Origin of the sequence: Nocardioides sp. Root140, assembly GCF_001426745.1 — a bacterium.
Classification (GTDB): domain Bacteria; phylum Actinomycetota; class Actinomycetes; order Propionibacteriales; family Nocardioidaceae; genus Nocardioides.
In genome coordinates this window covers 1-18,917 of record NZ_LMFI01000008.1, presented here as the reverse complement: position 1 = coordinate 18,917, position 18,917 = coordinate 1, and the positions used below count along the sequence as shown (strand labels likewise).

Annotated in this window: 17 protein-coding genes and 3 pseudogenes; 13 read left to right on the top strand and 7 right to left on the bottom strand. The window is 66.9% G+C overall.

The window, feature by feature from the left end; all coding sequences use genetic code 11:
- Positions 1-32: 32 nt before the first annotated feature.
- The 5 genes from ASD30_RS10395 to ASD30_RS27955 all read left to right on the top strand — a co-directional run bounded on the left by ASD30_RS10395 (position 33) and on the right by ASD30_RS27955 (position 4,141).
- On the top strand, positions 33-1,079 hold the full coding sequence (locus tag ASD30_RS10395; RefSeq protein WP_082563745.1) for an MBL fold metallo-hydrolase: 1,047 nt from the start codon (positions 33-35) through the stop codon (positions 1,077-1,079).
- Positions 1,080-1,263: 184 nt separating this feature from the next.
- On the top strand, positions 1,264-1,605 hold the full coding sequence (locus tag ASD30_RS10390) for a lysophospholipid acyltransferase family protein (protein WP_442938235.1): 342 nt from the start codon (positions 1,264-1,266) through the stop codon (positions 1,603-1,605).
- A gap of 574 nt (positions 1,606-2,179) precedes the next feature.
- A complete protein-coding gene (locus tag ASD30_RS10385; protein WP_156393618.1) occupies positions 2,180-2,779 on the top strand; it encodes a TetR/AcrR family transcriptional regulator in 600 nt (199 codons plus the stop codon).
- Positions 2,776-3,294 (top strand): PaaI family thioesterase, encoded by a 519-nt coding sequence (locus ASD30_RS10380; RefSeq protein ID WP_056681105.1) that lies wholly within the window; start codon positions 2,776-2,778, stop codon positions 3,292-3,294. The genes ASD30_RS10385 and ASD30_RS10380 overlap by 4 nt, the downstream gene beginning before the upstream one ends.
- A gap of 145 nt (positions 3,295-3,439) precedes the next feature.
- On the top strand, positions 3,440-4,141 hold the full coding sequence (locus ASD30_RS27955) for an MFS transporter (protein ID WP_156393617.1): 702 nt from the start codon (positions 3,440-3,442) through the stop codon (positions 4,139-4,141).
- Between the two features lie 48 nt (positions 4,142-4,189).
- On the opposite strand, the gene ASD30_RS26560 is transcribed toward ASD30_RS27955, so the two are convergent.
- Complete coding sequence (locus tag ASD30_RS26560; RefSeq protein WP_156393616.1) at positions 4,190-4,339, bottom strand: hypothetical protein; 150 nt, start codon at positions 4,337-4,339, stop codon at positions 4,190-4,192.
- A 120-nt stretch (positions 4,340-4,459) separates the two neighbouring features.
- Entirely contained in the window at positions 4,460-4,861 is a 402-nt protein-coding gene (locus tag ASD30_RS10375) for a MarR family winged helix-turn-helix transcriptional regulator (protein WP_162250945.1), read from the bottom strand.
- Between the two features lie 251 nt (positions 4,862-5,112).
- On the opposite strand from ASD30_RS10375, the gene ASD30_RS10370 reads away from it, so the two are divergent.
- The 6 genes and pseudogenes from ASD30_RS10370 to ASD30_RS10345 all read left to right on the top strand — a co-directional run bounded on the left by ASD30_RS10370 (position 5,113) and on the right by ASD30_RS10345 (position 12,770).
- Positions 5,113-5,595, top strand: coding sequence for a MarR family winged helix-turn-helix transcriptional regulator (locus ASD30_RS10370; RefSeq protein ID WP_056681097.1), 483 nt, complete (start codon positions 5,113-5,115; stop codon positions 5,593-5,595).
- Positions 5,596-5,651: 56 nt separating this feature from the next.
- Positions 5,652-7,337, top strand: coding sequence for an MFS transporter (locus ASD30_RS10365; RefSeq protein ID WP_235532563.1), 1,686 nt, complete (start codon positions 5,652-5,654; stop codon positions 7,335-7,337).
- Positions 7,338-7,422: 85 nt separating this feature from the next.
- Positions 7,423-7,802: pseudogene (locus ASD30_RS10360) on the top strand (transposase); the annotation flags it as partial.
- Between the two features lie 127 nt (positions 7,803-7,929).
- Positions 7,930-9,340 (top strand): annotated as a pseudogene (locus ASD30_RS10355) (IS1380 family transposase).
- A 420-nt stretch (positions 9,341-9,760) separates the two neighbouring features.
- The gene (locus ASD30_RS10350) at positions 9,761-10,363 is read left to right on the top strand and encodes a TetR/AcrR family transcriptional regulator (protein ID WP_082563742.1); all 603 of its coding nucleotides are present in this window, start codon (positions 9,761-9,763) and stop codon (positions 10,361-10,363) included.
- A gap of 37 nt (positions 10,364-10,400) precedes the next feature.
- Positions 10,401-12,770 carry an MMPL family transporter gene (locus tag ASD30_RS10345; protein WP_056681087.1) on the top strand — a complete coding sequence of 790 codons (2,370 nt, stop codon included), beginning with the start codon at positions 10,401-10,403 and terminating at the stop codon, positions 12,768-12,770.
- Between the two features lie 598 nt (positions 12,771-13,368).
- Here the strand turns inward: ASD30_RS10345 and ASD30_RS10340 are convergent.
- The 3 genes from ASD30_RS10340 to ASD30_RS10330 all read right to left on the bottom strand — a co-directional run bounded on the left by ASD30_RS10340 (position 13,369) and on the right by ASD30_RS10330 (position 16,608).
- The gene (locus ASD30_RS10340) at positions 13,369-15,090 is read right to left on the bottom strand and encodes an MDR family MFS transporter (protein ID WP_082563741.1); all 1,722 of its coding nucleotides are present in this window, start codon (positions 15,088-15,090) and stop codon (positions 13,369-13,371) included.
- Positions 15,087-15,560: a MarR family winged helix-turn-helix transcriptional regulator gene (locus ASD30_RS27950; RefSeq protein ID WP_442938234.1), complete on the bottom strand. Its 474-nt coding sequence runs from the start codon at positions 15,558-15,560 to the stop codon at positions 15,087-15,089. The genes ASD30_RS10340 and ASD30_RS27950 overlap by 4 nt, the downstream gene beginning before the upstream one ends.
- Positions 15,561-16,158: 598 nt before the next feature.
- Entirely contained in the window at positions 16,159-16,608 is a 450-nt protein-coding gene (locus ASD30_RS10330; protein ID WP_156393615.1) for a MarR family winged helix-turn-helix transcriptional regulator, read from the bottom strand.
- Between the two features lie 74 nt (positions 16,609-16,682).
- Here ASD30_RS10330 and ASD30_RS10325 point away from each other — a divergent pair, with 74 nt between their 5' ends.
- The gene (locus ASD30_RS10325; RefSeq protein WP_235532562.1) at positions 16,683-16,853 is read left to right on the top strand and encodes a hypothetical protein; all 171 of its coding nucleotides are present in this window, start codon (positions 16,683-16,685) and stop codon (positions 16,851-16,853) included.
- Positions 16,854-16,903: 50 nt separating this feature from the next.
- Positions 16,904-17,209 carry a hypothetical protein gene (locus tag ASD30_RS10320; protein ID WP_056681076.1) on the top strand — a complete coding sequence of 102 codons (306 nt, stop codon included), beginning with the start codon at positions 16,904-16,906 and terminating at the stop codon, positions 17,207-17,209.
- Positions 17,210-17,319: 110 nt separating this feature from the next.
- Here the strand turns inward: ASD30_RS10320 and ASD30_RS10315 are convergent, their stop codons facing one another.
- Positions 17,320-18,291 carry an IS110 family transposase gene (locus ASD30_RS10315; RefSeq protein WP_268788291.1) on the bottom strand — a complete coding sequence of 324 codons (972 nt, stop codon included), beginning with the start codon at positions 18,289-18,291 and terminating at the stop codon, positions 17,320-17,322.
- Positions 18,292-18,327: 36 nt separating this feature from the next.
- Positions 18,328-18,821, bottom strand: a pseudogene (locus ASD30_RS10310) (IS3 family transposase); the annotation flags it as partial.
- Positions 18,822-18,917 lie beyond the last annotated feature (96 nt).

Genomic DNA, 18,917 nt, shown 5'->3' with positions numbered 1-18,917 from the left:
ATGAACGAGATCATCAGCAAGCGGATGGGCCTGTGAGCCGACCGTTCCAGGTCACCGGCCTGCTCCAGCAGCAGGCGTGGGCGGACCGGCTGCTGCCGCCGGTCGAGAAGGTGCAGGACGGGCTGTGGTCCATCCCGGTCCCCATCCCGAACAACCCGCTGCGGTACGTGCTCGTCTACGTCCTCGAGCTCGACGACGGTGTGGCGCTCGTCGACGCCGGCTGGGACACGCCCGAGGCATGGACGGCCCTGACCGAAGGTCTGGCGACGGCCGGCGGGAGCGTGTCGGACGTCCGCGCGGTGCTCGTCACGCACATCCACCCCGACCACTACGGGCTCGCCGGCCGAGTCCGCGAGAGCTCCGGCGCCTGGGTCGGCCTGCACCCCGACGACGCCGCTCTGCTGCCGGCCCGTTACGGCGCCGGCGTCCCCGACCTGCTGCGGGAGATGCACGACCTGCTGCGCAGCTGCGGCGTCCCGGAGCAGGAGCTCGGGGTGCTGGCCGACGCGTCACTGCCACTCGTCGACTACGTCCGTCAGGTGCTGCCCGACCGCATGATCGAGGACGGCGAGTGGCTGCCCCTGCCCGGCTGGGACCTGCGGGCGGTGCACACGCCCGGCCACTCCCCCGGTCACCTCTGCTTCCACGAGCCCGGCCGACGGGTGCTGCTGTCCGGCGACCACGTGCTGCCCCGGATCACTCCCAACGTCGGCGTGCACGCCCAGTCCGCCGGAGACCCCCTGGCGGAGTTCCTTGCCTCGCTGGCGCGGGTCAGCGCGCTCGACGCGGATGTGGACGAGGTGCTTCCCGCGCACGAGTACCGCTTCGCCGGGATCGGAGCCCGTGTAGAGCAGCTGCTCGGCCACCACGAGCACCGGCTCGAGGAGATCCGGACTGCCTCGACCGGCCGCACGACCTGGGCGCTCACGGGCGCGCTGACCTGGTCGCGCCCCTGGGATCAGGTGTCGGGCTTCATGCGCCGCGCCGCCGTGGCCGAGACCCTGGCCCACCTCGTCCTGCTCGAGTCCCGCGGGCAAGTCCGGCGCACCGGCCTGCCGTGGGCGTGGGAGGCCGCATGACCGGCCAGCCGCCGACCGGCCGCCGTCGTTGCAGCCGGCGGCGGCGGAAGGCCAGGGCGTTCAGGCCGGCGCGGCAGACCGGCGCGACGAGGTCCCGGTACAGCGCGACGGCTACCCGTACTGGTGACCAAGGTCGTCTGGACGTCTCCCCTGCTCGTCGCCCTGCGACCCCGGGTCGAGGGGGCTGCGACACGTCCCGACCTCGGGACCGGCGATCTTGGCCTCCAACCACACGTCCTTCTACGACTGGCTGGTCCTGCCGCTGGTCGTGCGCCGCCGCATCATCTTCCTCGCCAAGAGCTCCTACTTCACCGGACGCGGCCTGCGCGGCCGGCTGCGCCGCCATTTCTTCACCGCCTGCCGCCAGGTGCCCGTCGACCGGTCCGGCGGCGGAGCAGGGGAGGCCGCTTTGCGCACGGCCGTGCGCCTGGTCGGCGAGGGCCAGCTGCTCGGCGTGTTCCCCCCCAGGGCACGCGCTCCCCGGATGGCCGGCTCCACCGGGGCAGGACCGGCGTGGTCCGCATGACCGCGCACAACGGCGCCCCCGTTGTGCCCCGGGCGAGACCCATCGATGGCCTTGTCCCAGTCTGCCCTGTCCGAGTTGCTCGAGCCAGCCGTTCCGCATCGGGCGACGGCGTCGGCATGATCCGCGAGTCGGTCCGCACGGTCTTGCAGGACCTCATGTCCGTCATGGAACGGACGGGACAAGCGCAGATCCAGACCACCCAGAAGTACCTCCACACCCTCGCCGACACCGACCAACGCAACCTCGATGCTCTGTGCCGCGTCCAGACCAGGCGCCCGTAAGTCCTCGAGCCCGACGCAGGGCGGTTACTCGCCGAGGAGCCGGAGGAGTTCGGCGCCGAACTTGGGCGCGAGTCGCCCCTGGGCCAGCAATTGGGTGATCTCGACCGGTGACTGCGGCGGGTTCCTCAACCTGAGGGACATGCCTTCGACCGCTGACACCACCAGCTCCCGGGCGGCTGCGAGCCGGTCACGTAGGAACCGGTCCGGCTTTCCGACCGCCGCTCCTGCGGGACGAGACCGGACAGGACGATCCGCCAAGAACATACATTCACGCATGTAGGTATGCTGGGCGGGTGACAGGACAAGAAGAGCGATCCGCTGCGACCCGCCGGGTTCTTCTCGACGCGACGGTGGCATGTTTGGTCGAGCACGGTTACCACGGGACGACCAGCGTGGCTGTGGCGAACAAGGCCGGCTTGTCGCGCGGCGCCCAGCTCCACCACTTCGGGACTCGCGACGACATGGTGGTTGCCGCGGTCGAGCACCTCGCCCAGAAGCGCCTGGAGAGCATGTCCGCCAGCCTCGACCGCATGGCTACTGAAGACGTGGAGCGGCCCGGGGCGAAGGAGCGGCTGGCGCGCGCCGCCCTGGACCTGTTGGCCGAGGCTCTCTCCGGTCCTCTCTATGCGGCCACGCTGGAGCTGTGGGTCGCGAGCCGGGCGAACGCTGCCCTGCGGGAGAAGCTGGTCCCAGCCGAGCTCCGGGTCGATGCCGAGCTCCGGTCTGTGTGTCGCACGTGGGTCACCGATGACCCGGTCCTTGTCCGTCTCACTCTTGATCTCCTGCTCGGCAGTGGCGTGAGCGGGATGCACGCCGACCACCGCAGCAACGGCCGCCGACGGCAGGCGATCGAGGCCTGGAGCACGTTCCTGCGACAGGAGGCCACGTTGTGACCAGTCTCGAGGATCTGATCTCGACGTGGGCTGCGAAGTTCCGCACCCATCCGGACGGTTCTCGGTTGCCGGCTCACCACGCCGCGTGCCTGGGATGCGGGGAGAACAATCCGCACGGTCACCATCTCCGGGTTCATCGCGAGGGTGACGGCGTTGTTGCGCGCCACACCTTCGACGAACGCCACGTCGGCGCACCCGGCATCGCTCACGGCGGTGCCGTGGCGGCGGTGGTGGACGACTTCTACGGATTCCTGCTCTACCTCACTGACGGGCCGGCAGTCACGCGCAACCTTGTTCTCGACTATCTGGCCCCGGTCCTCCTCGGGGTTGAGTACGAGTTGCGTGCCAACATCACGCGCACGGAGGGCCGCAAGCTGTTCGTGGAGGCCACGATGTCGGAGGTTGCCACCTCGAGGCGGGTCGTCTGCTCTACCGCGCTCTTCCTGAAGGTGGACGTGGGACATTTCCTGCAGGGCGAGCCGACGGGATCGTTCGGCCAAGGATCCGGTCAGTGAGGATCCCGCTCGACGGATTCCGCTGACCAATCCGAATCGTTACCGGCTCCGAACGGCATCGCAGAAGGGCGCCTCGCGTCCTGGCCCGACGCTGCACCCGAGCCCTCGCGTTGCTGTCCCCGAGACCGACGCCCCGTATTTGCGGATGTCAGTGACTACTTCTGCGCCGGTTCTCCGCCGGGCCGGACGCGGTGGTCTGACCGCCTGTTGTGACGATGTGTGTGGACCTCGCTCTGGTGATCGGTGCCGCGTCCTCCCTCTCGCTCGCGCTACCGGACATCGCCGAGAGCACCGCGGCCACGCAGACCGAGTTGACGTGGGTGTTGAACGTCTCGCCCTGGTCTTGGCGGCCTTGCTGCTACCGGTCGGGATCGCAGCCGACCGGTGGGGACGTCGACAGTTCCTGGTTGCCGGCCTCGTCTTGTTCGCTGTCGCATCGCTGGCGTCCGGGCTGGTGGAGCAGCCGCGCACCCCACAATCACGCTGCGAGGCCTGGCCGGTATCGGGCGCCGCCGCGGTGATGCCGGCGACTCTCTCGGTCCTGGTCGACGCCTTCCCCGACGACCCGCGACCGCAGGCCGTCGCGATCGGGGCAGGGCGTCTCCGGAGCAGGCGCCATGGTGGGGATCCTGTTCTCGGGCATTCTGTTGGAGAACTTCTGGTGGGGCCTATTCGTCAGCGCGTCGGCGCCAGTGAGTCCTTCGCGAGAGCGGGTGGGAGTTGCCGATCCGCCGTTGAGGCTGAGCCGATCGGTCTGGGGCCGGCCTTCCGTTCGAGTCCCGTGAGCCTCCTGCCTGGCGAGGTACTCCTCGAGCGCGCGGCAGTCCCGACGTACGTCTCGTCGTAGCCGCAGCTCAGCCGCCATCCGGACGCTGGGAGCCGGCGTTTCGCGCACTCAGTTCTCGTACACGTTGGCGCTGACATACCAGCAGCTTCCACAGGCAACGAGGCCACCGACGAGCCACCACATGAGGTAGCGGACCACGTCGAAGAAGGCCCCTGCCAGGTAGTGCCATCCGAGCCCGTTGAGGTCCGCAAAGCGCACAGCCCACCTCCCAACTGGCCGGGCAAGACGGTGGGTCCGGCGGCGGCCGAAGTGCGGAGCGAAGACGTGGGGCTGACACTGCGCCGAGTTACATAGGAAGGAAAGGGTAATCGTCTGGCCTCAGGCAAGTTCAGACACGAGAACGGTGAGGTGGCGAAGCATGGGGACCGCTATCGATTGCTCCTCGACGGTCAGGGATCTCCAGGCCGCTGACAACCGGTTGGCAACGAGGGCGCGCTTGGCCGCAAGGAGCTGCTCCCCACGCTCCGTCAGCCTCAGGACGCGCCGGCGTCGATCGTCGTCGGCCGGGACGCGACTCAGCAGCCCGGCTGCTTCCAGCCCGGCCGCCTGCTGGGTCACCGTCGGTTGGCTCAGCAACGTGTACGCCGAGATGGCGGCGATGCCCTCGCCACCGCAGGCCTGCACAGCATCGAGAAGGACCAACTGAGGCACGGTGACGTCGTCGAAGAGCGGCTGCAGTCGACCCCTCGTCCGGCGGGCGACCGCCAGCAGAGCCAGCACCGCGTCAGCGAACTGCTCAGCAGCGCCAGCCGTCAATTGGCTCCGCACGGCGTCAGCCCCCACCCCTTCACCACCCATGCGCACTCCCCTACGTCGAGAACAACACGCGGACCGGACCGGTGCCGACACTGAACGACAGTCCGCCCTGACGTCACGCTACCGGCCCAACCCAGCGGACTGCGGCTTCGAGCAAGGGCACGCGCCGGTCTGGTTGCCAGCGTTCTTGCATAAGGATGGTATATAGTTTCACTATGTTGTTTCCCGCGGCTAAGCGTGCAGAAACGGTGGCGGCGGTTCTCGAGCAGCTCTCGCGTGTGATGCGGCGACTCGCCACGACCGGTGGCCTCGGGCTCACGGCGGCTAGCGTGCTGACGCGACTGGACCTAGACGGACCCCAGCGTCTGACCGACCTTGCCGCCAGCGAAGGGGTCTCGCAGCCCAGCATGACTCAGCTCGTCTCCCGGCTCGAGCGCGAGGATCTGGTTCAACGCGCTCCCTCCCCGGAGGACGGCCGGGTGGTGATCGTCACGGTCACCGGCGCGGGCCGGAATTTGGTGGCCGAGCGGCGACTAGAACGAGCAGCGGCGCTGGAGGCCCTGCTCAACGAGCTTGATCTCGACGAGCAGGCAGCGATCAGCCGGGCGCTGCCGGCATTCGCGCGGCTGGCCGACCTCGCCAACGTCCCAGCTGTTTCCGGACGGGCTGACCGTCCGCGTCCCGGAGGAGTCAGATGACAGCCCCACACGCACCGCACGAACCCCTCGCGAGCCCGTTCCGCCAGCCCCGGGCGGTGTGGGCGGTCGCCTTCGCCTGCGTCATCTCATTCATGGGAATCGGTCTGGTCGACCCCATCCTGCCCGCGCTGGCGCACGACCTGCGCGCGACACCGAGCCAGGTGTCGCTGCTGTTCACCAGCTACCTGATCGTGACCGCGGTGGCCATGCTAGTGGTCGGTCCGATCTCCAGCCGGATCGGTGCGAAGCGCACGCTGGTGCTCGGCCTGATGATCATCGTGGTGTTCTCCGCCCTGGCCGGAACGTCGGGAACCATCAACGGCATCGTCGGTTTCCGCGCCGGCTGGGGGCTGGGCAACGCCCTGTTCATCGCCACCAGCCTGGCCGTGATCGTCTCGTCGGCCACCGGCGGCTTCGCGGGGGCCATCATCCTCTACGAGGCCGCCCTCGGGCTCGGTATCGCCGTGGGACCACTGTTGGGCGGCGAGCTCGGCAGCATCAGTTGGCGGGGACCATTCTTCGGGGTCGCCGTCCTGATGGGCATCGCCCTGGTGGCCACCATGCTGTTCGTCCCGTCGCAGCCGAAGCCCGCACGGCCGACCCCGTTCAGCGCGCCACTGCGCGCGCTGCGCCATCGCGGGCTGCTCACCATGGGATTGGCTGCGCTGCTGTACAACTGGGGCTTCTTCACCATGCTCGGGTACGCGCCCTACCCGATGGAGCTCAACGCGCACCGGCTCGGTCTGGTGTTCTTCGGCTGGGGCCTGCTGGTGGCCATCTTCAGTGTGTTCGTCGCACCGCGTATGCAGGGCCGCTTCGGCACCGCCCCGGTGCTGTATGCAAACCTCGCCGCACTGTCCGTTGTGCTCGCCGTGATCGCGGTCGGGGTGGACACGCCGTCAGTGGTGATCACCGCCGTCGTGGTCAGCGGCGCTTTCATCGGCATCAACAACACGCTCACCACCCAGGCGGTCATGCTCGTCTCGCCCGTCGAGCGACCGGTCGCGTCCTCGGCCTACGGGTTCGTCCGGTTCATCGGCGGCGGACTCGCGCCCTACGCAGCGGGCAAGCTGGCCGACCACTACGACCTCAGCGTGCCGTTCTTCGTCGGTGCCGGGGCGATCGCCCTCGCCATTATCGTGCTGGCCACCGGCCACCAGCTGCTCGCCGCCGCCGAGTCGGGGCAGTCCGCCGGAGAACCGATCACCTCAACCGAGGAGCCTGTCGAGCCGACCCTGGTCCGCCTCGATGCGACGCCCGGTAGGCAACACCGGCCAGTCGTCATCGCGATCGCCGCGGCCGAGGACGCCCGTGACCTCGTCGCGGCCGCGGCCGAATTGGCCCGAATGACGGGGAGTCCAATCGAACTCGTTCACGTTCACGAGACCACCATCGTCGAGGAGTTCGCCATCGACGCGGCGGACTGGGGCTGGGAGCGGCAAGCCCTGCGTCGCCACATCGACTGGCTCACCCAACACGGAAGCACCGCGAGCGGGCTGCTGCTGCACAGCGTTGGCGACCACGCCGCTGCTGGGCGGGTCCTCGCCCGACACGCCAACAACGTCGACGCGCGAACGGTAGCGATCGGCAACTCCCCCCACGGAGCTGCTGTGCAATTCGCGGAGGGAAGCCTGACACACGCACTGATCGCCAGCGCGCGGTGCCCCGTGGTCCATCTTCGTCCCGGCACAACCGCCCGCGAACTCACGGCCGACGACTTCGGGGAGTCGATCCGGCCCTGACCGACGGGTCGCGATCGGCCGCGGGAGACTCAGTCCGGGCGCCGGTTCGCCGAGCCAGCCCCGCCTCCTGCGCCCCTCGGCGGCGGCCACGGGCCGTAACTGCGGCAACTCCAGGAACGGAACCAGACCCAAACGGTGCTGACAGACGTCGAACCGGTCGAGGTCGACGTCCCACGCGACCGCGAGGGCACCTTCGATCCACGGATCGTGAAGAAGCGGCAACGCCGCCTCGATAGAGTCGACCAGATCGTGTTGTCGCTGACCGCGCGTGGCCTGACCACCGGTGAGGTCGCCGCACACATCGCCGATGTCTACGGCGCGAGCATCAGCAAGGACACGATCGGCCGGATCACCGAGAAGGTGACCGCGGAGATTGTCGAGTGGCAGCACCGACCACAGGAATCCGCCGTCTACCCGGTGATCTTTATCGACGCGATCATGGTCGAGGTGCGCGACGGCCAGGTCACTAAACCTCGATCCACCGATGAGGTTGGTCGGGTGAGCGCGTCGTGAAGTGAGAATGCCCTTACGTGCTGGGAAAATCTGTCTTGTCTAGGGACCGATTTCCACCACCACGAAGGGCATCTCGTAGATGCAACTCTGCCACACGCCCCGTGCCACGTCGGCGGTGTTCGATGATCCGAATCTCGTGTCGTCGGCCGGGCTGGTCCCGGTCCTCGCGCTGGCCCGGTCCGCCGGGCTCCACGAGCTCGCTCAGCAGCACTTGTCGGTGCCAACGTACAAGGGCGCCAACTCCGGTCTGAAGGTCGCCTCCCTGGTCGCTGGGATGGTCGCAGGCGCGGACTCCATCGACGACATGGCGCTTCTTCGTCATGGCGGGATGGGCCGGGTCTTCACCAGCGCCTACGCGCCCTCGACGCTGGGATCGTTCTTGCGGTCGTTCACGTTCGGCCACGTCCGCCAGCTCGACGCTGTCGCCTCCCGGTTCCTGACCCGGCTGGCCGACCAGGCACCGATGATCACTGCGGGCCAGGAGTCGACCCAGCGGGTGATGGTCGACATCGACGACACCATCTTCGAGGTCCACGGCCACGCCAAGCAGGGCTCAGGCTACGGCTACTCCGGGGTCCGCGGCCTCAACGCGCTACTCGCCACCGTGTCCACCAAGGACACCGCGCCGCTGATCGTGGCCCAACGGCTCCGCAAGGGATCGTGCGGTTCACCACGGGGTGCGAAGCGTTTGGTCGCCGACGCGTTGAAGACCACCCACCAGCTCACAGGTGCCTCCAGCCTGCGACCGCTGGTGCGCGCGGACTCCGCGTTCTACGGACACCCGAGCATCGCAGCCGCGCTCAAGGCCGGCGCAGACGTCTCGGTCACTGTCCGCCTGGACAACCGCATCAAGGCCGCGATCACCACGATCGCCCAGGACGCCTGGACCCCGATCGAGTACACCGACGCCGTGTTCGACGAGCAGACCAAGACCTGGATCTCCCGCGCCGAGGTCACCGAGATTCCCTTCACCGCGTTCGCTGCGCAGAAGAAGACCAACCACGTGCCAGGACGGCTGGTGGTGCGCCGGATCCCGGACCTCAACCCGGGCAGCAAGGACGGCCAGGACACCCTGTTCGACACCTGGCGCTTCCACGCCTTTTTCACCACCACCGCCCCGGTCGTGGCCGACACGGTGGCCGCGGACAAGACCCACCGTGGCCACGCGATCATCGAACAGGTCCACGCCGACCTGAAGAACTCCGCGCTGGCTCACCTGCCCTCAGGGCAAGTTCACCGCGAACGCAGCCTGGCTCGTGCTGGCCGTGATGGCGTTCAACCTGACCCGAGCCGCCGCGACCATCACCGGCCCGGGACTCGCCAAGGCCACCACCGCGACCATCCGCCGCAAACTCATCGCCGTGCCCGCCCGAGTGGCATCCTCCGCGCGAAGAGTGACCCTTCACCTCCCAACCGCGTGGCCCTGGGAGACCGCCTGGACCGAGCTCTTCACCCGGGTCTGCGGACCACCACCGGCATCGACGACCTGACCACCCCAGCCGACACGGCACGACGACCAACCTGGAACGACCTGGCAGCGAGGCCAGACCAACAGCCACGCCCACGCACCCGAGAACCCCTCGTCAGCGACCGCGGACGCTCAACCCCAGCTCATCGGTGGATCGAGGCTAAAGCGCCGTTCTACGTCGTCAACGGGGTCACCGCTGCCGGGAGCGCGACATCCTCGGGATCTGGGCCGGCGAGGGTGCGAAGTTCTGGCTCAAGTTCGACGTGTTCGACGACGGCTGCAGTCGACCCCTCGTCCGGCGAGCGACCGCCAGCAGAGCCAGCACCGCGTCAGCGAACTGCTCAGCGCCAGTCGTCGATTGGTTCCGCACGGCGGTTGCGTGGATATCGCCCTGCTCATTGGGCAATGTTGCTCATTGGGCAGCGACCCCCATACTGGGTACATGGAGCGTGGATTGCGGGATGTGAAACGCGAGGCGACGGCTCATGCCCTGGCCCAAGCGGCGTTCGAGCTGACCCGTGAGCGGGGTCTGTTCGGTTTCGTCACCGCAGACGTGGTCGAGCGGGCTGGGTACTCCCGTCGCACGTTTGCGAACCATTTCTCCTGCAAGGAGGAGGCGGTCGCCTCGGTGGCCTTCAGCCGCATTGACGATGTCGGTGCGATCTTGTCAGGCCTACCGGCGGACCTCCCGTTGCCCGACGCTCTCCTCGCGGTGATGCGGGAGCAGTTTACGGCCGACACGCTGGTGTCGATGCGGGAGTTGCTGGCGATGGCTCGGCAGTACCCGACGCTCGAGCCTTACGTTCTGGGTGTCCAGCAACGGATGCGCCAGTCTGCCCAGGAGTTGTTGGGATCGTTGGCTGGGGACCGTTACCCCGGCATCTACGTGCCATTGCTCTTCGGAGCCGTGTACGGCGCCGTCACGGCCGCCCTGGAGGGCACCCTCGACGTGCGACTTGACGGTGACCGCGACGCTTCGCCGGGCGCGATGGACTACACCTCCTTCCTCGACATCACCTTCGACTACCTGCGTACCGGCTTCTAGCCACACGCAGTTCCCCCACTGAGGAGAAACAGCCCGCATGTCTACGTTCCTGTACCGGCTCGGGCGAACTGCCTTCGGTCGCCCCTGGTTGTTCATCGCGGGCTGGCTGGCCGTGCTCGCGGTGGTCGTGGCCGGCTTTGCCATCAACGGCGTGAGCGTGAGCTCGGAGATGAAGATCGAAGGCACCGAGGCGCAGACCGTTCTCGACCGTGTCACCGCGGAGCTCCCCCAAGCCTCGGGGGGCCAGGCAAGTGTGGTCTTCACCGCCCCTGAGGGTCAGCGTCTCGACACCCCGGAGCGCCTCGCGACGATCAGCAACACCGTCAACGAGATCTACGCGCTCAAGCAGGTCGTCAACCCCCTCGACGCGGCGCTGGGCGCCCCTGCCGACGCCCCCGGCGTCGGACCAGGCGGCCCAGGCGAGCCGGGACCAGGCTCCGGCTCGCAGCCGGGGAACACCCCCGCTGCTGGGCCGAATCAGGGCCAGGCGCTGCCGTACCAGCCGCTGGTGGTCGACGGAAGACCGGTGCCCGGCGTGCTGGTGTCATCGGACGCCCAGGTGGCGCTCTTCCAGTTCCAGTTCAAGGTCGCGACGTTCTCGCTGACCGACAAGGACGTCACCGCAGTCCTCGACGTGATCGACCGCTCCGAGACCGGCTCGGACATCACGGCCCTGCCGAGCGACACACTGAAGGCCTTGGAGGTTCCGGTCGGGGTCGGCGAGGTCATCGGGCTTGCGGTCGCGGCGATCGTGCTGGTGCTGACCCTCGGGTCGCTGGTCGCAGCCGGACTGCCGCTGATCACCGCCCTGGTCGGGGTCGGGATCGGCGTCGGCGGCGCCTACGCCCTGTCGACGATGGTGACGATGAACTCCGCGACCCCGGTGCTCGGGCTGATGGTCGGCCTCGCCGTCGGAATCGACTACGCGCTGTTCGTCGTGAACCGTCAGCGACGCCTGATCCTCGACCGGGGCCTCACCGCACGGGAGGCAGCCAGCAGGGCCGTCGGGACCGCAGGCAGTGCCGTCTTCTTCGCAGGACTCACCGTCCTCATCGCGCTCACCGCCCTGAGCGTCATCGGCATCGCGATGCTCACCACCATGGCACTCGTGGCGGCCACCACCGTCGCGTTGGCCGTGCTCATCGCCCTAACCCTCCTGCCGGCGCTGCTGGGCCTGGTCGGAGAGCGGATCTGCTCACCCAAGGCCCGGGAGCGGCGTCGCGCGAAGGTGGAGGCGGAGTCCCACAGCGTGGCCGACCACTGGGTGAAGGGCGTGATCAGGTTCAGGTGGCCAGTGATCGCTGTCGTCATCGCCACCCTGGGTATTGCCGCCATCCCAGCCGCGAGCATGGACCTGGGTATCCCCACCGGCGCCACCGCGAACAAGGACACCGCCGCCCGGCAGAGCTATGAGGCAATCTCACGTGGCTTCGGCGAGGGCTTCAACGGCCCCCTCCTGGTCACCGCAGAGCCGACCACGACCGGCGCCTCGATCACCCCCGAGCTCACCGCCACCCTGACCAAGGAGCTCCAGCAACGCGACGACATCGTGCTGGCAGCACCCGTCGGCACCAGCGAAGCGGGCGACCTGCTCGTGTTCAGCGTCATCCCCACCTCCGGACCCAGTGACGCTGCCACCAGCGACCTCGTGAACTCACTGCGTGAGCCGGGCAACCCCATTGCCCAGCACAACCAGGTGAGCCTGGGCGTGACCGGCTTCACCGCCATCAACCTGGACATGTCCGAGAAGCTCGCGGGCGTGCTGCCCCTCTACCTCGCGATCATCGTCGTGCTCTCGCTCCTGATCCTGATGCTGGTCTTCCGCTCGGTGATCGTCCCCATCAAGGCCACCATCGGCTTCCTGCTCAGCATCCTGGCCACCTTCGGCATCACCACCGCCGTCTTCCAATGGGGCTGGCTCAGCGGCCTCTTCGGGTTCGACACCGGCGGCCCACTGATGAGCTTCATGCCGATCATCGTCACCGGCATCCTCTACGGCCTCGCCATGGACTACCAGGTCTTCCTGGTCTCCTCCATGCGCGAGTCCTACGTCCACGGTCACCACGGAAGGCACAGCGTCATTCACGGTTTCGATCAGGCCAGCCGGGTCGTGGTCGCAGCCGCCGCCATCATGATCTCAGTGTTCTCCGGCTTCATCTTCAGCCACGACATCATGATCAAACAGGTCGGGTTCGCCCTCGCCACGGGCATCCTCATCGACGCCTTCATTGTCCGGATGACCCTCGTCCCGGCACTCATGGCGATCTTCAGCGAAAAAGCATGGTGGCTGCCCCGCTGGCTCGACCGCCTGCTGCCGAACCTCGACGTCGAGGGCGACAAGCTCCTGACCATGCTCAACGAGCAGTCCGAGACCGCCCGACGGCGAAGGATTGAGATCCGGAACTGACGGTCATGCAGCCAAGGTTCCGACTCATGTGGCAGGTGAGTCAACCGACGCGACCCACGACCCCGCACACCGAGCTGGACCGGCCGACTGCGAATGCGCGCGCGTGCCGATGACTACATACGCTGCTTGCTGACCCACCAGTCTCGCGCCGGAACCTCACCGCCGCCTTCGAGACGACGTCGAAGGCGGCCATGACGGCCAACGAAGCGGGTACGGGCCATCAACTCGGAGGATACGCAGCGCCTCGTTGGCATGGCCCCCATCCGCAGCTCACTACCGATCACCCCCAGCACCGACGATCGGGCCCGATCACGAGGGTGCCCCGTCGCGGCGGCAACCCCCGGGAGCCTTCTGTGAAGGCCGTAGGCGGAGGCCAGGTCACCCCATCGGCGTCGAAGAGCAATCGGTACCCGAGGTGGTGCTCGGCGTCGAACTGACGCTGCCGGGCGATTGTCGGTGACGTTGTCGCGACTGATCCCTGGTTACGTCGGCCGCCGTGAACTCGGCGGCCTGGTCACGGAATTGGCAGCTCTGCGCGGTGCAGCCTCGTCATCGACCTTCTACTGCGTCGGGGTGCCACATCTGGGTCGGCGAGCATCTACGAACGGGGTACGCGCGTGGGTGTCGTGCCGGTTGGGTCAGTGCCCTGGGTCACATCGCTATCGTCTTCGTGGTCGAAGTCGTCACCGTAGTCTGCATCAGGATCGACGCCGCTCTCGAAGGCGCGTGTGAGGTTGTCGGCGGCGCTGTCGTGGTGCGTACCGCGACGAAGGGGCGTCTCTCGGAGAAAGAGCAAGACGAGGAACCCGATAATCGCGAAGGGCACGGCAGCCAGGAACGTTGTCTGCAGCGCGTCGGCGAAACCGCTTGTGACAGCGGTATGGATCGGTTCGGGGAGCGCAGCGATCTGGTCGGGGCTCCCCAGTTTGGTGGCACCGCCGACTGCCTTGCCGGGCGGCACCCCCGCCGCCTTGAGCTGGGCGGGAATGGTGTCACGCAACCGGTGGGTGAGCAGTGCCCCGAAGACTGCCACGCCAAGTGCGCCGCCCAGTGAGCGGAAGAATGTAGCGCCGGAGGTGGCGACGCCGAGATCCTTATGTTCGACCGCGTTCTGCGTAGCCAACACCAGGACCTGCATGACCATGCCGATGCCGAGTCCGGTGACGAGCATGTAAACACCGGCCAGGGTGAGGGAGGTGTTCTCATCAAGAAGGCTCATCAAGAAGAGTCCGACGGTCGTGATGAGGAGTCCCAGGAGAGGAAAGACCTTGTAGCGACCGGTCCGGGTGATGATTCGTCCCGAACCGATCGATGTCACCAACAGTCCGACCATCAGCGGCAGGGTCAGCAGGCCTGACGCGGTGGGGGTCTCTCCCTTGACGATTTGCAGGTATTGAGGCAGGAAGATGATCGCGCCGAACATCGCCACACCGACGGTGAACCCCGCAAGGCTGGTGATCACGAAGGTGTGATTCGCGAAGAGATGCGGAGGCATGATCGGTTCGACGACACGTCGCTCCTGCCATACCGCGAGCGCGAGCATCAAGAGCGCAAGCGCACCGAGGAGGTACGTCCAGCCAGAGTTCCAGGCGAACTCCTTGCCCCCGAGCGACAGCATGAGCAGCAGGGAGCTGACACTGCCCACGATGAAGAACGCCCCAAGCCAATCGATGGCATGTTGACGACGAGGGAAGGGGAGCTTCAACACCCGTTCGGTGACAACCAGCGCGGCGATCCCGACCGGAATCGGCGCCCAGAACGTCCATCGCCAGGATAGGTGCTCGACGAGGAAGCCGCCGAGCAAGGGGCCTGCGACGGTGGCGAGACCGAACACGGACCCGATGTATCCCTGGTAGCGCCCTCGCTCGCGAGGACTGACCACGTCCCCGATGATCGCTTGGGAGAGAGCCATGAGTCCGCCGACCCCCAGACCCTGGACGGCGCGCGACCCGATCAGTTGCGGCATGTTCTGCGCAAAGCCGGCGGCCAGCGAAGCCACGAGGAAGATCCCGATGGCGGACTGGAACATGATCTTTCGGCCGTAGAGGTCGGATAGCTTGCCCCAGATGGGAGTAGAGGCCGTGGACGCCAAGAGGGTGGCGGAGACCACCCAGGCCAACTGCTCCTGTCCACCCAGCTCGCCGACGATGGTGGGCAACGCGGTCGCCACGATGGTTTGGGATAGCGCCGCGACGAGCATCCCCAACATCAGGCCGACGAAGACGGTAAGGATCTGCCGGTGCGACAGGATCGGCATTCGAGAGCCCTCGTGCGTCGACGTGTCGCTGGAGGGTGTGGGCGCGGCTGATGCCTCGGTCATTGAATGCGAACTCCTCTGCGTGGTGGCCGTGGTGCTGTTTCCGCTGTCGTTGACCCCGGAGGGGCGGGGGTCGCGTCTTCCAGTTCGGCCATGTCTCGGTTGAACTTGCCCAGGAGGCGGGCGAAGTCCTCCTGGTCCTTGGAAGGCCATGAACCCAGAATGCCGCGCACCGCTTCGCGTCGCCTGGCCCTCGTCGCAACGAGCGACTCTTCCCCAGCCGCAGTAAGCGTCATACGACAGGCGCGACGGTCCTCCGGGTCCGGTACGCGCGTAGCCAACCCGGCCCTCTCCAAGTGGGCAACTTGCCGACTAATAGTCGAGGCGTATAGTCTGAAGTAGCTGGCCAACTCCCCCGGCCGCTGGGGTCCTCGATCGTAGATCAGACCCAGAATCGCGTACCCGGAGCGTTCGAGCGGACGACCACCGTCCGGGCCGCGTCCATGCAGGTGAACCTTTTGCGTGCGTCGCACAAGCAAGATCACCTGACGCTCGACCTGACTCAAGACATCGGATCGCGTGGCCTCCTCGTCTATAAGAGCCGTCGAGAGCTTCTGATCGTTCGACAAGGACTACTCCTCGGGACGGCTTGAATGCCGCGATGGTCCGGGAAGGAAAGGCCACCCATGGCCTCGGGTGCGTTGAGGGGGAAGTGGTTCATCCAGTTCGGTCCTCGGCTCTAGCAGTTCAGGCCGCTCGACAGCCAGGAAGTCCTCCATGGTTACGAGCCCGCGCGCCACTTCACGTCGCAGCCTCAACTCGGCGAACAACCGGATCCGGGGTGCCGGCGTGTCCTGCACCCATTCCATGTACATAAACTGACCCGCGCACCAGCAACTACCGCAGGCCACCAGGCCCCCCATGCACCACCAGAGAAAGTATCGAGTCAGATCGATGAGCGCGTAACTCATCTGCTGCCAACCGATGCCATGCAGATCCGCGTACCTCATGGCCCACCTCCAACCAGGGACCGGGCATACACCCAGGCGCCGAACGACCGTGCGGAACGAAGCCTTCAACCGCAAGATACCCGTGATTACATAGGAGGAAAAGGGTATTCGATAGGCTGATTCACGCCAGGTCCGCGAGGTGCCGCAACGATGGAACCACCAACGCTTGCTCCTCGGCCGCGGGCGCGATCCAGGCGACTGACAATCGATCAGCCACCACCCCCTCCTTGGCCGCCAGCAACTGCTCGCCGCGCTCCGTGAGGGCCAGGAGCCGGCGGCGCCGATCGTCGTCTGCCGGGACGCGGCGCAAAAGGCCGTTCGCCTCCAAGAACGCCGCCTGTTGGGTCACGGTCGGCTGACTCAGGGCGGTGTAGTCAGAAATTGCGACAATTCCCTCGGCGGCGCAAGCCTGAACAGCATCGAGAAGGACGAGTTGGGGAACGGTAACGTCCTCGAACAGGGGCTGCAGCCGACCTCGGATGCGTCTTACCACGGCAAGAAACGCCAGGGCCGCGTCGGCGAAGTCCTCCGGGCCACGCGGGGCGCGGGACGGCTGCAACGTTGAGGTCATCAACTGCATCCATGAGGCGACGCCTACGTGACTCCTCGGCGTCCGGGATCTTCCCGGCCCCGCCCGGGGTGGACATGACCGAGCTGTTCCTGCCCATGCTCATCATGAGTGACGCACCTCGGCACACCCAGCCGCGTCATCTGGTCAGCAAGGCCTTCACCGCGCGCCAAATCGCCCGGGTCGAGGCGCGCGTCCAGACCCTCGTCAACGACCTCCTCGACCAAGTTTCCGGCCCACGCTGCTGACCGCATCGTTAGAACGCGGACTCGTCGGCGACCCCGAAAGCCGCGAGGAGATGGCCATCGAGCCCTGGCGGCAGGCCACCAAGACCTACCGGGGCGGGCGCATGGTCATCGACGAACTGACTGAGAACCCGCCAACCGAAGGAGTAGCCCACGCTGTCCGCACGACCGCGCGCCACGACTGGGCAGCCATGGCCATCGCAGCCGGGCTGGCCAGTGGCCTCGACGAACCAGCGATTCGAGTGGGCCACCGCCTCGAGATCGAAGCGCGACGGAGCAACCAGCTTGCAGAACACACCGCGGCACGCGAGCCGCGACCGCGAAACGTGCTGAGCAAGATCAAGACGATCAGCCGTTAGGAGGTAAGCGCGAGTCGTTTCGACTACCGCTGGTCGGCGAACACCGCGAGCAGCCTCGGCGAGGATTTAGAACCAAGCCCCGCCCAGGGTGACGTCCCCTTGCTCCTATGTCAAGCAGCTGTCGCTGTCGACGCTGTGTTGGCCTCGGCGTCGGTCGTGAGGGCCTTGAAGACGACGTCGGATAGCCGTCTCTTGAGCGCTCTGATGGACTCGGCCTTGTTGTCTCCGGCGGCGCGCCGGCGCTCAAGGTAGGTTTTCGCGTCCGGGTGGTAGTGCGCTTGGGTGATGGCGATGCGATGGATCGCTGCGTTGATCTGTCGATTGCCGGTGCGGCTGAGTCGGTGTCGTTCGTTGTTCCCTGACCAGACGGGAAGCGGTGCGGTGCCGTTGTGGCGGGCATAGGCGTGCCGGGATCGGAAGCGTCGGACGCCGGCGGTCTCGCCGAGGATCTTGGCCGCGCTCAAGGTCGCACAACCGCAGATCTCCAGGAGTGCGGGTGCCTGCGCGCGCACCAACTGTTCCAGTTCTTGGTCGAGCTCCAGGATCTCGGCGGTGAGCAGTCTGCATCGCTCGACCAAGCCGCGTGCCAGCCGGGCGACGGTGCCATCCTCGCGGGTGAGGTGTTGCAGGATCGCCTTCAGATGCTTGGCTCGCCACAGGGAACGAGCTGGTGGCGCCCAGGCTGGGTCCAGCTCGTGCAGGTGCCACCGCAGCCGGTTGATCGCTCGGGTGCGCTCAGCCACGAGGTCGTCGCGATGGTCTGCCAGCAGTCGGACCTCTCGGGCCGGCCCGTCGAGGCTGGCGGTGGGAAGGTTCGGTTCGCGCAGTGCTGCTCGTGCCACCGCCAGTGCATCGATGGGGTCTGACTTGCCGTAGGTACGGGCGCCGTCTCGAGCGTGGGCCATCATCTTCGGAGGAACTCTGACGATCCGCTCACCAGCTCCGAGGAGGTCGCGCTCGAGTCGCCGCGAGAGATGGCGGCAGTCCTCGATTGCCCAGGTTCGGGCGTCGCCGAACTGCTCGGCCCAGCACAGCAACTGCAGGTGATCAGCTGTTGTCGTGCCCGTTGTTCGTTCGCCCAGTTTGGGGACTGCTGCACGAACGGGTGACAGTTTCGGTTAGGCCGCTTGGATCGCGGTTGTCATCATGATCAACTCGTATTCGACAGGGTCAATCGTCCGAGAGCGGCCTGTCGACGGCGTCGGTGGTAAGTCTTCTCGATCCACGTCACTATCGCGATCCGCAGATCCTCACGCGTCGCCCACGCCCGTCGGTTGAGGACGTTCTTCTGCAGCAGCGCGAAGAACGACTCCATGGCTGCGTTGTCACCAGCTGCCCCAACGCGACCCATGGAGCCGACCATCGAGTGACGGTTGATCGCGTGGACGAACTTCCTGCTTCGAAACTGCGACCCGCGGTCGGTGTGAACCACACAGCCGGCCACATCACCGCCTTCGATGCGGCGGCGAGCAACTGCGTTGTTCAGCGCCGCGACCGCCAGCGACGACTTCATCCGTGAGTCGATCGAGTAGCCCACGATCCGGTTGGAGTACACGTCCTTGATCGCGCAAACGTAGAGCTTGCCTTCGCCGGTCCAGTGCTCGGTGATGTCCTATGCCGACCTTGGAACTATGCCGACCATTTCAGCGGTCGCGCAGGTCAACGGTGATGCTGAGGTTCGGAAGGTCGGCATAGTCGCGTAGTCGTG

What these genes read in the sequence shown, in the direction of transcription:
- ASD30_RS27955 (WP_156393617.1), top strand. Translation starts at nt 3,440, where the DNA reads ATGTCAGTGACTACTTCTGCGCCGGTTCTCCGCCGGGCCGGACGCGGT.
- ASD30_RS10370 (WP_056681097.1), top strand. Translation starts at nt 5,113, where the DNA reads ATGTTGTTTCCCGCGGCTAAGCGTGCAGAAACGGTGGCGGCGGTTCTC.
- ASD30_RS10350 (WP_082563742.1), top strand. Translation starts at nt 9,761, where the DNA reads ATGGAGCGTGGATTGCGGGATGTGAAACGCGAGGCGACGGCTCATGCC.
- ASD30_RS10345 (WP_056681087.1), top strand. Translation starts at nt 10,401, where the DNA reads ATGTCTACGTTCCTGTACCGGCTCGGGCGAACTGCCTTCGGTCGCCCC.
- ASD30_RS10340 (WP_082563741.1), bottom strand. Translation starts at nt 15,090, where the DNA reads ATGACCGAGGCATCAGCCGCGCCCACACCCTCCAGCGACACGTCGACG.
- ASD30_RS10330 (WP_156393615.1), bottom strand. Translation starts at nt 16,608, where the DNA reads ATGACCTCAACGTTGCAGCCGTCCCGCGCCCCGCGTGGCCCGGAGGAC.
- ASD30_RS10325 (WP_235532562.1), top strand. Translation starts at nt 16,683, where the DNA reads ATGACCGAGCTGTTCCTGCCCATGCTCATCATGAGTGACGCACCTCGG.
- ASD30_RS10320 (WP_056681076.1), top strand. Translation starts at nt 16,904, where the DNA reads ATGGCCATCGAGCCCTGGCGGCAGGCCACCAAGACCTACCGGGGCGGG.